The organism is Marinobacter similis, from assembly GCF_000830985.1.
GTDB lineage: Bacteria > Pseudomonadota > Gammaproteobacteria > Pseudomonadales > Oleiphilaceae > Marinobacter > Marinobacter similis.
In genome coordinates this window covers 36,611-49,237 of the sequence record NZ_CP007151.1, presented here as the reverse complement: position 1 = coordinate 49,237, position 12,627 = coordinate 36,611, and the positions used below count along the sequence as shown (strand labels likewise).

At 59.6% G+C, this 12,627-nt stretch carries 16 protein-coding genes; all 16 read right to left on the bottom strand.

What is annotated here, in order from left to right; all coding sequences use genetic code 11:
• Window positions 1–74 precede the first annotated feature (74 nt).
• Genes AU14_RS00205 through AU14_RS00155 form a run of 16 tightly spaced genes read right to left on the bottom strand, consistent with a single transcriptional unit; the run spans window position 75 to window position 12,451 of the window.
• Entirely contained in the window at window positions 75–386 is a 312-nt protein-coding gene (locus AU14_RS00205) for a hypothetical protein (protein ID WP_041338095.1), read from the bottom strand.
• Window positions 365–1,006, bottom strand: coding sequence for a tetratricopeptide repeat protein (locus AU14_RS00200; RefSeq protein WP_236744236.1), 642 nt, complete (start codon window positions 1,004–1,006; stop codon window positions 365–367). The genes AU14_RS00205 and AU14_RS00200 overlap by 22 nt, the downstream gene beginning before the upstream one ends.
• The gene (locus AU14_RS20015; protein WP_236744235.1) at window positions 993–1,592 is read right to left on the bottom strand and encodes a hypothetical protein; all 600 of its coding nucleotides are present in this window, start codon (window positions 1,590–1,592) and stop codon (window positions 993–995) included. Before AU14_RS20015 ends, AU14_RS00200 begins: the two co-directional genes overlap by 14 nt.
• Window positions 1,541–3,907, bottom strand: a complete 2,367-nt coding sequence (locus AU14_RS00195; protein WP_236744234.1) for a tetratricopeptide repeat protein — start codon at window positions 3,905–3,907, stop codon at window positions 1,541–1,543. Before AU14_RS00195 ends, AU14_RS20015 begins: the two co-directional genes overlap by 52 nt.
• Window positions 3,900–5,861 carry a tetratricopeptide repeat protein gene (locus AU14_RS00190; protein ID WP_041338093.1) on the bottom strand — a complete coding sequence of 654 codons (1,962 nt, stop codon included), beginning with the start codon at window positions 5,859–5,861 and terminating at the stop codon, window positions 3,900–3,902. Before AU14_RS00190 ends, AU14_RS00195 begins: the two co-directional genes overlap by 8 nt.
• Window positions 5,862–5,895: 34 nt before the next feature.
• The gene (locus AU14_RS00185) at window positions 5,896–6,441 is read right to left on the bottom strand and encodes a hypothetical protein (protein ID WP_052471897.1); all 546 of its coding nucleotides are present in this window, start codon (window positions 6,439–6,441) and stop codon (window positions 5,896–5,898) included.
• 19 nt (window positions 6,442–6,460) lie between these two features.
• A complete protein-coding gene (locus AU14_RS23070) occupies window positions 6,461–6,850 on the bottom strand; it encodes a DUF3570 domain-containing protein (RefSeq protein ID WP_330218001.1) in 390 nt (129 codons plus the stop codon).
• Window positions 6,808–7,164, bottom strand: a complete 357-nt coding sequence (locus AU14_RS23065) for a DUF3570 domain-containing protein (RefSeq protein WP_330217930.1) — start codon at window positions 7,162–7,164, stop codon at window positions 6,808–6,810. Before AU14_RS23065 ends, AU14_RS23070 begins: the two co-directional genes overlap by 43 nt.
• Window positions 7,098–7,625, bottom strand: a complete 528-nt coding sequence (locus AU14_RS23060) for a DUF3570 domain-containing protein (RefSeq protein ID WP_330217929.1) — start codon at window positions 7,623–7,625, stop codon at window positions 7,098–7,100. Before AU14_RS23060 ends, AU14_RS23065 begins: the two co-directional genes overlap by 67 nt.
• The gene (locus tag AU14_RS00175) at window positions 7,612–7,848 is read right to left on the bottom strand and encodes a DUF4266 domain-containing protein (protein WP_041343393.1); all 237 of its coding nucleotides are present in this window, start codon (window positions 7,846–7,848) and stop codon (window positions 7,612–7,614) included. Before AU14_RS00175 ends, AU14_RS23060 begins: the two co-directional genes overlap by 14 nt.
• Window positions 7,849–7,883: 35 nt before the next feature.
• A complete protein-coding gene (locus tag AU14_RS00170; protein WP_052471896.1) occupies window positions 7,884–8,381 on the bottom strand; it encodes a TlpA family protein disulfide reductase in 498 nt (165 codons plus the stop codon).
• 18 nt (window positions 8,382–8,399) lie between these two features.
• Window positions 8,400–9,047, bottom strand: coding sequence for an outer membrane beta-barrel domain-containing protein (locus AU14_RS00165; RefSeq protein WP_041338091.1), 648 nt, complete (start codon window positions 9,045–9,047; stop codon window positions 8,400–8,402).
• Window positions 9,017–9,199, bottom strand: a complete 183-nt coding sequence (locus AU14_RS20010; protein ID WP_236744233.1) for a hypothetical protein — start codon at window positions 9,197–9,199, stop codon at window positions 9,017–9,019. Before AU14_RS20010 ends, AU14_RS00165 begins: the two co-directional genes overlap by 31 nt.
• 7 nt (window positions 9,200–9,206) lie before the next feature.
• On the bottom strand, window positions 9,207–9,767 hold the full coding sequence (locus AU14_RS00160) for an SH3 domain-containing protein (RefSeq protein ID WP_236744232.1): 561 nt from the start codon (window positions 9,765–9,767) through the stop codon (window positions 9,207–9,209).
• 21 nt (window positions 9,768–9,788) lie between these two features.
• Complete coding sequence (locus AU14_RS20005; protein ID WP_236744231.1) at window positions 9,789–10,511, bottom strand: hypothetical protein; 723 nt, start codon at window positions 10,509–10,511, stop codon at window positions 9,789–9,791.
• On the bottom strand, window positions 10,487–12,451 hold the full coding sequence (locus AU14_RS00155) for an HzsA-related protein (protein WP_236744230.1): 1,965 nt from the start codon (window positions 12,449–12,451) through the stop codon (window positions 10,487–10,489). The genes AU14_RS20005 and AU14_RS00155 overlap by 25 nt, the downstream gene beginning before the upstream one ends.
• Between the last annotated feature and the right edge of the window lie 176 nt (window positions 12,452–12,627).

Here is a 12,627-nt window from a genome sequence, read left to right as displayed (position 1 = left end):
GACTTTGTTGCGGTTTGTGTTTGCTTGCGCTCAGCCACAGAAAATCTGTGACGTGTATCACATAAATTCTGGACTCAGGGCTCAATGTCGTTGCTCCGCTCATTGCCCTGCTGGTCGCTGAACGCCTGGTGATACCGAACGAGGCGTTGAAACTCGTAGCGCTCAATCGGCGCAAATGCCTGGTCCACCATCAAACGTTCATCGGGCGCGCGCAGCTCTTCCACCTCCGGTGGTTGCCAGGGCACCAGGTACATCACGGTGGGCACCTCCTGATCACCCCGGATTCGCGTTCCCTCAATGGTCACAATGCCGGACTCCTGGGCCAGGGCCGAGGCCGGGAGCAGCACCGCTGCAACGGTGGCAATCAGGCGAATGGGCAGTTGCATAGGTCACTCACTCTGGTCGTGGCGTCAGATTCAAGAACGAAATTAGAGTCGGTTTCTAGCATCGAAAATCCAGTCCTCCAGCCTCGGATTCGGATCCGCGGCCTGGCTTTGGTATTGCTCATACAGCGGCAACGCATCCCCCGGACGGCCAGATAGATATCCAGCAGGAAAGCCAGGTTGAGCATGGCCGGCAGATGGTTCGGATCGGCGTCCAGCGCTCGACGGTAATAGTCTTCTGCGGCCTCGAATTCACCAGCCTCACGGGCAATCACCCCCAGGTGGTTGAGCGCCACCGGATGGCTGTCATCCAGAGTGAGCACGGCGTCGAAATGGGCGCTGGCCTGTTCGGTGTCGCCAGCCTCAAAAGCAAGGATACCCAGGTTCGCGTGCGGGCCGGTGCGGGCTGGGTACTGCTCGGCCAGTTGCCCGAACCGGTCCCTGGCGGCCTCCAGGTCACCCGCCTGTTTCAGGGCGACCGCGGCCTGGAAATCTTCAGCCAACTGCACCTGCTGGCCCTCCGCCTCCGTTGATGCCGAGGCGTCCTCCTGGCCCGGGCTCAGGGCGCAGCCAGACAGGAGCACCAGCAACAATGCCACGGTGATTGGTTTACCCCAGTTCATTGACCACCCCGGCAGTGATTTCCTGCTTGTTGTAACGGCCCGGAAGCAGGCGCTTCAGCGCGTCATAGCTACGCTGCACCCATTCGTCGTAAATGCCCTCGCGGGCGCGCCGGATGTTCTGCTCGTGAATATCGATGGCGTTATCCTCAAACGGATACGCCTGCTCTTCCAGCAGCAACTCGTACTGGGCCAGCTCCAACTCACTCAAGCCGGGCGGCCGCTCCGATGCCATCAGATCAGCCCCCAGGCGTCCGTAGATGTGGGCGATCTGATAGCCCGCCTCGGTTGAAAACGAGGACAATCCGTAACTGGCAGTTTTCTGGTAAGCGTTGACCGCTTCCTCCAGCGCATTGGTTTTGGCCACCATGCTTTCATTCAGCGGCAGGGTCAGGCTGATGGCGTCGTAGCGCTCCAGGGCTTCCCGCGCCAGCGTGGCCGACGCCGATGCCGCCAGCCAACGCATGCGATCGTCGCTGGATTCCGGATTATCATCCACAACAGCCATCTGCTGACGAAGCCAGAAGTCCCGACGAGTTATGTCCCCCTCGGCCTGGTAAAGCTCGGCCAGGCGGTTGGCAGCCTCCATGTAGCATCTGCCGGTTCCGGGTAGGCGTTGGCATACTGTCGCCAGGTATCGATGGCCTTCCCGGTGTTTCCCGCCTGGTCGTAAAGCTCAGCAGCGATCTGCAGGTTCTGCCGCTGCTCTTCCGGTGTCGATGCCAGCGCAACCATGCGTTTGAGCTCATCACCAGCCTGTTCCCACTGTCCGGTTTCCCTGTAAGCCAATGCCAGTTTCGGGGGTACCGTGTCGATCAGCTCATGCTCGGGGAATCCGGCCCGGAAAGCCGTCAATACCGAGATCGCTTCATCCCAGCGTTCAGCGGTAACCAGCAGGGACGCGGCGTCGTATTCAGCATTGGCCCGCAACGCGGATTCCGGCACGGCTGCACCGACCCGGAGGTACTCGCTCACCGCTGCGTCCACATTACCGGCTGCCGCCAGTTGCTCGGCCTGCCGGAACACAGCTGCCGCAAGATTTTCGCGTACGCTAGCGCGGCGCTCGTCGGTGTCGGCCATGGCCACGAGCGCATCCCGATAGGCCTGCTCCGCTTCGGCATAACGCTCAAGCTCAAACAGACTGTGTCCGGACAACAACAGCGCCTCGGTGATCAGCTCTTGTCTGGGTGCCGGTTGCCAGGCCGCCAGACGACTGGACATAGCCACCGCGTCTTCCCAGTTTTGCTGAGCAAACTCCCGTTGCAACGCGATGTAGAACACGTCCGGAGCCCGCGAATCGGCTGGAAAAGCATTGGCAAACCGCAAGCGATTCAGCTGTTGCATATCCTCGTAGCTGTCCTCTACGTTTTGCTGCTCCGTTGTCAACTCGGCCTGCCAGGTCCGGGCATATTCGCGGTAAGCCAGAACCGAGGCGTAACCCGCTTCGGCGGCCCGTGCCGGCGGCTGTCCCTCGTAGGGGAAATCGTACGCCACGCGCTCGAACGCCTCGATGGCCGAGGCCCAGTCTTCCAGTTCCAGGTAGGTTTCACCGAGCAGGAACAGACGTTCGGGCGTTCTCGGATGGCTCGGGAAAGTTGCAGCAAATTCTGAGTAATAAGCGGCCGCCAGGTAGTAATTGTCGCGTGCGCCGGTTTCGGTTTCCGCCTCACCCGCGAGCAGATAGTGGCGATCCGCCAGCTCGGGCAACAATTGCTCCAGCTGTTCCCGGATGTAGGCCAGCGTGTCCGGCTCAGCATTGCGCCAGTAGCTGCTGTACAGGCCGTAGTTGGCGACGAATTCGGCCTTGCGCTCGGGCAGTGTGCGTTCGAAACCGGCGAGTTCGAGCGTGGCAATGATGTTCATGTGGTAGCGAGGCGCCCAGCGACTACCGGGATGGTCTTCAATGAAGGCCTCGTAAACGTCGATGGCGTCCGAGTACTGCTCCCGCTCCAGTAGCAAGTTGCTGTAGCGGTCGTAAATGAGGATTTCGTAGGGCCGACTGCCGGTCTGCCGGAACAGCGCCTGCAGGGTGTCAGCGCCCTCGAGATAAGACAGGGACAACCCAAACACCCGGAACAGGTCCTCAATCAGGGTTTTGTTGCGTTGATCAATGTCCTGTACCGGCTGACCTTCCGGCAGGACCCGGTCCAGTACCTCGATGTAGCTGGTCAGAGCGAGCCGGTACTGGCCCTGCTTGAACTGGCTCCAGCCGCGCATGTAGTAGGCGTTAACCAGGAACGAAGGATCGGTCTGCTGTTGCTGGCTGGTTTGGGCCACCTGATCAAACGCCTGCTCGGCCTCGTCGTAGCGGCCGTTGATGAACAGCAAGTCGGCCCGCCGGAACTGGGCTTCGGTCCAGTAGGAGGAGTCCGGGTAGCGTTCAACTAGGGTATTAAGCGCAGACAACTGCTGAGATGTCATGCCCCGCAGCTCCCAGGCGCGGGATAGCTGATAGTAGATCTGATCGTTGCCAGCCCGATCCGGGTATTCACGGAGCAGGGCCCGATACGCCTCAATGGAATCATCCAGCTCGTCTTGCGCCGTGTCCGCCATTTTCCGCTCGGCACGGGTGAACTCAAGATCGGCCAACCGATGGCGAATGGTCACCTGCTTTCGTGGGTCCTCCACCAACGGCAATAGCGATCGATAACTGGCCATCACGGTCTCCAGAGACACCGGCTCAGCACCTGCCGGCGCGGACTCCAGGCCAACGGCTGCAGTAGGTTGCCCGGCTTGCAGGTCCGACGCAGCAGCGACGGCGCCAATGGTCCCCGCTCGCATTTCCGGCTTTGTTCCATCGCCGCCGCCCATGGGCCACGACAGGCTTTGACAGCCGGCCAGCGCTACCGCCAGTGGCAAGACGGCCAATCCGCGCAGGGGCACAAGCCTGGAGACTTTATTCATCCCCGGCCCCCTGTCTGCTTTGGAGCTGATACAGGCGGTCGGCCAGGCGGGCCTGGGCATGACGAGACGCCACCCGATAGCCACGCAGCTGTTTACGCTGCTCCAGCAAGGCCTGATCCACCCTGGCCATCAACCGGCCCCTGGCCGCTGACAAGGCGAGCTCCAACTCCCGGCGCAGGCTTGTCAGCTCCGTCTCTCTCGCTGCCAAGCGATCGCTCAACCGCTGATGCTGTTTATCGTCGGCCATCAAAGTCTCGATGGTCTGACGTTGCGACCTGAATTCCGCCATCGCCGTGTCCAGCTCCCGAAGCTGTCTTTGCGCAGCCCAGCGATTCACGCCGTAGTCATCCACGATCATCCAGTCGAAATAAGCCTGCATCCGCCGATACTGGGCACGCTGACGCTGGGTACGCTCGTCGTTGGGCAAGGCAGCCAGGGACTCGGCAACGCGCTCAAGCCTGGTTTTCAGTTCTTTCTGTTCGGCGGTCATGAAGAACTCGTAGCTTTCCCGCGCCAATGCCTCGGTAATCTGCTGCTGGTACTGCTGATGTGCCGCCGCCCACTGATCGGCTTGTTGCTCGGCAAGTGCCTGCCGGGTGGCTTTGATCCGGGCCGTGCGTTGCAACTGGCGGGTCTCCAGCATCAGTTCAAAGGACGCCAGTTGCTGCTGCCAGTCAGCCAGGAAAGCTTGCATGCTGTAAAGGTCGTGCAACTCGCTGAGAGCTTGCTGAAACGACTCCGTTGCCAGGATTTCAGATAAACCAAAATCACTGGGCATGACCTTCAACCGCCCGTAGGCATCGGTCATCTTGCCGTCGCCGTCCTGCTGGAACTCCAACCGGGCCATCAGCGAGTCTTCGGTAAGCGCGGTCCGGGCCGCAACCAGCTCCGCCTCCAATCGTTCATATCGGTCGGCGGCTTCGCGGAAGGCTGCCAGCGCCTCTGCCGGCCGCTCCATCTGCTCCAGCAGATAGCCGCGGGCGTAGGGCACCTGTTGCAACCAGGGGCTGAACAATTGTCGCGAGGACAACACGTTTATCGCGTTCAACGCCCGAGCCATTTCACCCTGCCCGGCTGCCGCAACGGCATACTCGAACAGCGCCCGATCGGAAAATGGCCCCTCCGCAGAGAGCAATTCCAGCGCTCTGAAAGCCTCATCAAAGCGACCGTTCGCCAGGTAGATTCGCGCCAGGGACAGCCGGCTTTTTTCCATCAGCGCCTGCTGTTCCGCGTTATCTTCGGCGTTATCTTCAGGGCTATCGCCGGCTTCGGCTTCCATCTGCCGGATCAGCTCCGCCAGAGTGGCGATCGCCGCTTCACCATTGCCATCGGCAAGCTCCGCCATGGCGGTGTTGTAAGTAAGGTAATGAGCCCAAATGGCATTGGGATCGAGCTGATCTCGAAACTGGCCAATGGCGTCCGGGTCAGGCTGACTGGCCAGTTGCTCTGCCAGGCGGGCCTGCAGATACAGCCATTCCTGATAGAGTCCAGGTTCGCTGGTTTCCAGTGTTACTCCGTCGACCCGGTTCAGATTGGCTTCCGCGAGCTGGTAATCAGCCTCCAGATACAGCACCTTGCCAAGATAGAACCAGGCTTGGTTGCGAACCTCAGGCGACAGCGCACTGCCCTTGCCATCATCACCCAACAGCCTGGTGAACAGCTCACCAGCCTCACGGGTCATGCCATAAGACAGCAACAGGCCGCCTTCAACCAGGGCGGGATGGTCGCCATGGCCCTGAATACCGCCTTGCTCACTGGCGACCGACAGCTGGGTCAGCGCGTCGAAGGCCTGGCCCTGGTGGTAGTTGTACAGCACCCAGCCATAACGAAGATCCTGGACCCGTTCCGGCGCAGGCTCATCCGCCCACCCCGGCGCGCTCGCCATCAGCCACAGGCAGCTGACCGCCACCCAGGCCGAACGTTTTCTGGCTAAGATGCCCGCTTTCAATGCCACGGTTCAGTTCACTCCCCAGCTCAATCCCACGCCTCTAATCCCAGGCCACTATGGACACGGTGGGTTGGTAGTCGGAGGAGCGGTCCTGCACCCGGATTTCCAGTGCCGCCGTGCCGGTGCCCTTTTCGAAATCGAGGGTGGCCGCCTGTTTGTAGGCGCGATTGTCTGGCCCGATGCCTTCAACAAACGCCGTCACTTCGTGGTTTCCGGTCTTCAGGTTGCCCACGTACAGACGCTGCATGCCACCACGCTCAAGGGCCTGCACCTGGCGCTCGGTGTAGAGGTACGATGCCACCACTTCCCCATCAACCTTGAGCTTGACCGCGTCCAGTTTCAGGAACTGGCCGGTGTCGACACTCACGAACACCGCAAACTGGGTACTGGCGGGGAACAACAGGTCCTCTTCCAGGATGAACAGATCCCGATTCAGGCGAATGACCTGTTTCTTCAAAGATTCGACACTCTGAGCAACGGACTTGTCGTCGGCATTGTCACCGGACTGGGCCAGCGCCGGGCCCGAAATCAGAACAGCGCAGCCGGTTGCCAGAGCAAAAATGAGGGACTTTAGTGGTTTCACCATGATCAGTGTTCCTGCCAACTCAGTATTCAAGAATCAAGGACGCGCGCGTCACCAGCGCATCGAACGAATAAAGCGGTTCTTCCCCGGGCAGGAAATCGCCCTTGGCGGTCACGTCCCGGAAATCGTCGTATTCAAAGTTCAGCCAATCCAACAGCAAGCTGAACTGCAGCCGTTTGATGCCGGGCAGCGAGGTCTGCTTCCACTCATAAACCGCACCGGTACCCAGGGTGGTACCCGACAACGTACTCAGTTCCTTGTCCCGGGCCAGGTGGGTTTGGGAGTTCTCGAATTCGTACAGATCGCTGTAGAAGTCAGCCGCTTCCTGGGTGTAATAACGGACCGATCCTTCCAGGGTCCAGCGATTGTTCAGGGCATGCACATAGGCCAGTTCAACGGTATGGGCATCGATACCCCAGCTGTCCGTGAAATAGCGGTACTCGCCGCGAATTGAGCCCGATATGGCAGGTAGTACAGGGCCCGGGTTGCCACCGAAGTACTGGTTCGGGTCTCCGGGTAGCGCTCCGGCTGATACAGGAACGACGTTGAATCATTCGGGTCCCGGTACCGGTTCTGGCGGTAGGGATTCTGAAGAAAACCCTCATCGGACACCACTTCCAGATCGATTCCCAGCAGGCTATTGCGGGTCAGAACCTGGCTCAGACCAAGCTGGTAATTCCGTCGGTCGGCTTCTTCACTGAAGTTGTCGTTGCCAACCCGGCCCACGTCGTCCCAGCCATTGGCGTAGCCATAGTGACGGTGGACATGCCACCGAAGAATTCCTGACTGACAGAGAAGTAAACGGTGTTGGCTTCGTAGTCGTTTTCCGAGCTGTTGGTATACCCCAGGCTGAGAATGGCGTCTTCATGGAGGTAGTCCACGCCCAGTGAATACTCATCCCGCTCTTCGGTGTAGGGGCTGGCAGTGGCCAACACATCCACCGACGCGGCGGACACCGAGTCCACGTAGTACTGGCCGGTAAACGACACCTGGGGCCCGGCGTTTTTCCGCACCAGCACCGAAGGCCCGTCGATCACCATGCCACCACCGTCGTAGCGATGGTAAAGCATATCGACGTTGTCCTCGGGCAGGGTCGCGGCCGAGACCAGCGGCGCAGCCAAGGCCAGTAACAACGCCAGTAGCGGCGCCAAGGCATAGCGAATTCGGCGCGCCTCAGTTACAGCCACAACCACCTCCAGAACCACCCTCGGAGCCACGCGCCGATTCCCGGGCCTGATAGACGTGGTGCATGTAGACATCGGCCTTGCCGTGCCGGCTCAGACTCATTACCGGGTCCGCCAGCTTGTCCCGTTCATAGGGTTTCACCCAGGGTTTGATGTCGCTGCAGCCCGCGGTGGACATCAGCACCAGTACCAAACTCAGGAGTATCGTCAGAGATACACCACGCATAACGTTCACCCTGTCCTCTTTTACCCCGCCCCAGCTCACTCGCGTACCAATTCCCGAATCTGCTGCTCGTAGTCGTCCTCATAGCCCGGCTGGTAACCGTAATGCACGTATCGGGCGTTGCCATTGCGGTCGATCATGACCGTAGTAGGCATGGCCTGGACCTCGTACAGCTCACTGACCCGGCTCTCAGGGTCATAGAGAATCGGGTAGTCCACCGGCACGGCATCGAGAAACCGCAGAGCTTCGTCCCGGTTCTCATCGACATTGACCGCCAGGATGGTAAAGCCCAGATCCTTGTACTGGCTGTAGATGTCGTCCATCAGCGGCATCTCCTGCCGACAGGGGCCACACCAGGAAGCCCAGAAATTCAGCATCACTACTTCGCCGCGGTGGTCTTCCAGACGCAGGTTCTCACCGGACCGGCTCTCCAGGGTAAAGTCGGGCGCCGGAACGTTGATGGCCTCGGCCTGGGCCATCATCGCCAGCCCGGTGAACGCCATACCAACCATCATCAAGGGCAATAATCTGGTCATATCAAGAGACTCCCGTTGTTAGAAGAAGACCGACAGGCCGGAACTGACCTCGGTGTTAATGGACGTTTTCTCGCTACCCAGGACATCTATCCGGTAAAAGTGCTGGCGTACACCAAGGTGCACGGCAACGCTGTCCGTCAGCAGCACCTGGTAGCCCGCACCGGCATTCACGGTGAAGCGAGTGTCACCCGCGAAATCCGTCGCGCCAGCCCCGGCAATCAAATAGAAGTTGGTGTTAAAGGCGTAGTTCTCGGTCAGGAACGCCTCACCGGGCAGCACGTTGTAGCCCAGATTGATGTTGTAATAGGTGTAGTCCCGCTCGTCTTCGGTCAGAACTTCCACATTGCCGGCCAGCTTTTCGAAACTGGTTTCGCCAGCTTCTGCAAATCCGACTCCGGCCTCAAAAAAGAAAGACTCGCTGAGGTGATAAGTAAGCTTTCCGCCATACACCAGCGAGCTTTCGAAATCTTCGATGGTGAGGAAACCCACGAAGGCACCCACCTCGAAATTCTCGGTATCGATCAGGGACTCATCCACCGGAACCGGTGTTACGTCCGGTTCAATCAATGGACGGTCGTCGTCGGCTGCCATCGCGCCTACCGGCATCAGCAGGGCGGCAGACAGATACAGTCCGTTCAGAAAAAGATGCTTAGTCCGATTTTCCATTCTGTCGCTTCTTCGTTGGTCGAGCGTGTGGTGAAGATCTTGTAGTCCTTCACTTCAGCCCGAATAAAGTATCGATCGGTGATGTATGCCCGCACGCCGAGGCCAGCATGGCCAACCGTGTTATCCCGTTCTTCCGGTTCGGCCAGGGTCACCTTCGGATCAACAGATATGGCCAATGCCAAGGGTAAAAAACGGCGATACCCGCCAATGTGGGAATGGCTGGTGCACCAGATTGGCGTTCACCAGACGCAGTTCCGAGGCGCTACCCAGCACCTGCGATGCCCAGAGTTCAGCGGACAGGTTCCGGGTCATCCCGTAACCGCCGTAGGCCGAGGTGACTGCAGCACCTTCGAACTCGCCCATCATCAGGCCCGCTTCCCAGCGACGATCCTGAAATTCCTCAAAGCTAGGCACCGACAGCTGAACCAACTCGCCCGTCGCATCACGGGTCTGGGCAATGGCAGCCACTGAAATCCAGCCTTCCCTGCCCTGTTCATCGCGAACTTTGATCCAGCCAGTCTTACGTTGAAGCAGGTGCAACCATTCCCCTTGCTCACTGGTGTGGAACACCGGGTAGCCCACCGCCGGGCCACTGCGCCATTCAACAAACGGTTCGCTAACCTGAACCTGAGGCAACGCCTGCTCGCCAGAGTCCCACAGCCAGCCGGCCCAGCCGGTAACAGGCAATACAAAACTCAGCAGCAGCAAGGCGAGGCGCATGATTCTGGGGTCGGTCCTATGTCAGTCTTCAGGGGCATCAAACGGGTTGTTGTAATACTGGGCACCTATATCCAGCCATTCCGCAATCAGGCGCAGTTCGGCGTCAGTCATGCGGCCTTCATGCGTACCACCGGCCTGGAACAGGGTCATGAAACGGCTGGCCCGGGCGCCGTTGACCGACATGCTGGCCTGCACTGGCACCGTGGCAAAAATGGGCTGTTGCATACCATTGGCGTCGAGAATGGGATTGCCCTCCTCGTCCCGCAGCACCTCGCCGGTGTCGACCAGACGATCCACCAGGGCATCATTGACCAGCTCCTGCTCATTATCTGGAAACAGTAGCTCCCGGTAGGCATTGAAATGCAACGGCTCAGCCGGCGAAGCTCCGTTGGTCAGGTCGAGCTGGCCGGCCGGCACCTGGGCCATGCCGCCATCGTCGGTTGGAGCATGACAACTAGTACAGGTGTTGTCCTCCAGTACGGTGACACCGTCAGTGTCCAGGACCTCACGGTTCAGATCCCACAGCGGGTGAACGTTCTGCTCGTAATTAATCACAATCCGGCAATTGGGCGCCCACTCGGTGGCACAGACTCCGGAAATGGGTGGTGGGGTATCCAGGTCGCCGTAGGCAAGCGTGAAACTTGTGGCTTTGGCCGTTGCCCCTGGATCGGTCCATTCGTCTTCGTAAATCAGGTCGGCCGTTGGTTTGCGGGTTTCATTCACCCGGGCATAGGTCTGCGCCATGGTTTCGCCCATGTCAGCGAACAGCGCGGATTCAGTATTTGGAAACGGCAGGCCGGTGGTGGGCGCCCCGGCCCAGACCGAATCCGGGCCGCATCCGGACGACCGTGAGGAACATCACTGTTGGGATCGTGACAGCCCTTGCAGGCCAACACCTCGCCCGGGCGCACCGACAGCCAGTTCTGGTGGCGTGGGCCAACCCGCTGGCCGTCTGCATCCAGGACACTGACCGCAAAGGCAACGTTGGCAGGCACCGCCACCCTCACTGAACCATCAGGTTCCACCGGCACGTAGCCGAGGATTTCCCGCATCAGCTGACCGCGACTGCGGCCAAACGCGCTGTTGTCGAAGTCGCGCACGTTGTCATCGGGCATGGCCACCGGTTTTTCCAACCGCAGGAAACGTGCGGGGCGAGCATCGGCCGGGGTTTGCACCGGATCGGCCGTTGTTGAAATGCCACCCGGAGCAGTATCTACGCCGTCCAGATCGTAAACGCTGCGGATATCGAGTACCCCGTAGCCATCGTCCGCCAGCACGCCCTGATCTCCGGCAAACTGGCTCTCGGGCAGGAAGGTCTCCAGAGTGCGCTCTTTCAGCAACACCGCCTCATCAAACTGTTCGCCTTCAATGGGCTGAACGACGGGACGCAGGGTGCCACTGGCAACATCCAGCAACCAGAGACCATAAACCGGGGCGGCCGGTTCGTAGGCGTCGGAATCCAGTCGTTCCTGGGTGCAATTCACGATCTGTTCGCGCGCAATATCCCGCAGCCGGCACGGCGTCCAGCTCACCAGGTAACGGCCGGTACCATCCAGCAGTGGCGATACTGAACCGTAACTGCCCTGCAACGACGGCTCACCGTCAAAACCAACGTCGGCCACCAACGTGCGCTGACCGGCGCCGGCAGTGCCGTCCAGGCGCAAGTCGGCCTCGACGTATTCGTCCACCGATACTTCCGCCGGAACCGATGCGTAATCACTGCTCTCAAAGGGTCGCAACTGCACCTGAACAGCACCGGAGTCGGTTTTCTGCGGCTTCAGGTACTGGACGTCGCTGCTGTCGGATACTGAATCGTGAGAATGCCGGCCATACAGGTAGCTGAGGCCGGTGCCATCCGGATTGACCTGGTAAAGATTGACGCCATTATCGCGGGTTTGCCCGGCGTTATCCCAGCGGCTGAACACAATGGTGCCATTGTCGGTAACCAACGGGTCCAGATCGTGGCTCTGATTGAAGGTGATCTGTTCAATGTTCTCGCCGTCATCGTCCATCACGTGCAGTACGAATGCGGGGGTGTCCCGGTCTTCATCCAGGCCCGGGAACTGGGGTTTGCCCTCATCGAGCAGAATGGCCTTGGAGGTGCGCTGGCGAGTGGATGAAAACACAATCCGGCCATCGGGCAGATAGGCTGGGGCTACGTCCTGCCCGGCCCGGGCAGTAACATCAGAACCAATAATTCGGCTGAGTGTGTCGGACGCTGAATCGTACTCCCAGATGTTCCAGGTCGGCTGATCCTCGTCGTCAGCGTCCTCGATTTCCGGGGCGCGCATGGCAAACAACAGCCGCGTGCCATCCTGAGATACATGCAGGTCCTTGACGTCGTAGCGCAATTCGCCGTCGTCATTCAGGAAACCGGCACCGGCGAAAGCCCTTGAGGTGATATCCCGAGCGCTGGCGCCAGCAGCTGCGCTGGGCTTCAGATAGAGCCTTGCACCCGGTCTGAACGCCGCCGGGTCCGCCAGATTGTCTTCAACCAGCGTCCCCGAATTCTCTTCAATCTGCAGGGTGCGCTGGACATAGGCGACCGGATTCTCAACCACCACAGGGTCTGCGGTCTGGCTGTCGCTACTGGACAGACAGCCGGATAGCGACACTGCACTGATCAGGCCAAAGGCAGGCATCAGTGATGGCAGAATCGCTCGCAATGAGAATTGTGTAGTCAAAATGGACAAACCCTGTGCTGGTCAACGTTTCACGCCATAAACTAAGTCGGTTTCCGTCCCCAGCTCCAAGGCTTTTCGGTAACGCAATGTAATTTCGTGCCCCAACCCTCATTTTGGCCTAGATTACCAAGATTAAACTATTGACTGTGTTAACTCTGGTTTACATTTGCGCAGCG

What these genes read in the sequence shown, in the direction of transcription:
- AU14_RS00170 (WP_052471896.1), bottom strand. Translation starts at nt 8,381, where the DNA reads ATGACCAGATTATTGCCCTTGATGATGGTTGGTATGGCGTTCACCGGG.
- AU14_RS20015 (WP_236744235.1), bottom strand. Translation starts at nt 1,592, where the DNA reads ATGGAGGCTGCCAACCGCCTGGCCGAGCTTTACCAGGCCGAGGGGGAC.
- AU14_RS20005 (WP_236744231.1), bottom strand. Translation starts at nt 10,511, where the DNA reads ATGGCGCAGACCTATGCCCGGGTGAATGAAACCCGCAAACCAACGGCC.
- AU14_RS00200 (WP_236744236.1), bottom strand. Translation starts at nt 1,006, where the DNA reads ATGAACTGGGGTAAACCAATCACCGTGGCATTGTTGCTGGTGCTCCTG.
- AU14_RS00205 (WP_041338095.1), bottom strand. Translation starts at nt 386, where the DNA reads ATGCAACTGCCCATTCGCCTGATTGCCACCGTTGCAGCGGTGCTGCTC.
- AU14_RS00165 (WP_041338091.1), bottom strand. Translation starts at nt 9,047, where the DNA reads ATGGAAAATCGGACTAAGCATCTTTTTCTGAACGGACTGTATCTGTCT.
- AU14_RS00160 (WP_236744232.1), bottom strand. Translation starts at nt 9,767, where the DNA reads ATGCGCCTCGCCTTGCTGCTGCTGAGTTTTGTATTGCCTGTTACCGGC.
- AU14_RS00195 (WP_236744234.1), bottom strand. Translation starts at nt 3,907, where the DNA reads ATGAATAAAGTCTCCAGGCTTGTGCCCCTGCGCGGATTGGCCGTCTTG.
- AU14_RS00175 (WP_041343393.1), bottom strand. Translation starts at nt 7,848, where the DNA reads ATGCGTGGTGTATCTCTGACGATACTCCTGAGTTTGGTACTGGTGCTG.
- AU14_RS00185 (WP_052471897.1), bottom strand. Translation starts at nt 6,441, where the DNA reads ATGGTGAAACCACTAAAGTCCCTCATTTTTGCTCTGGCAACCGGCTGC.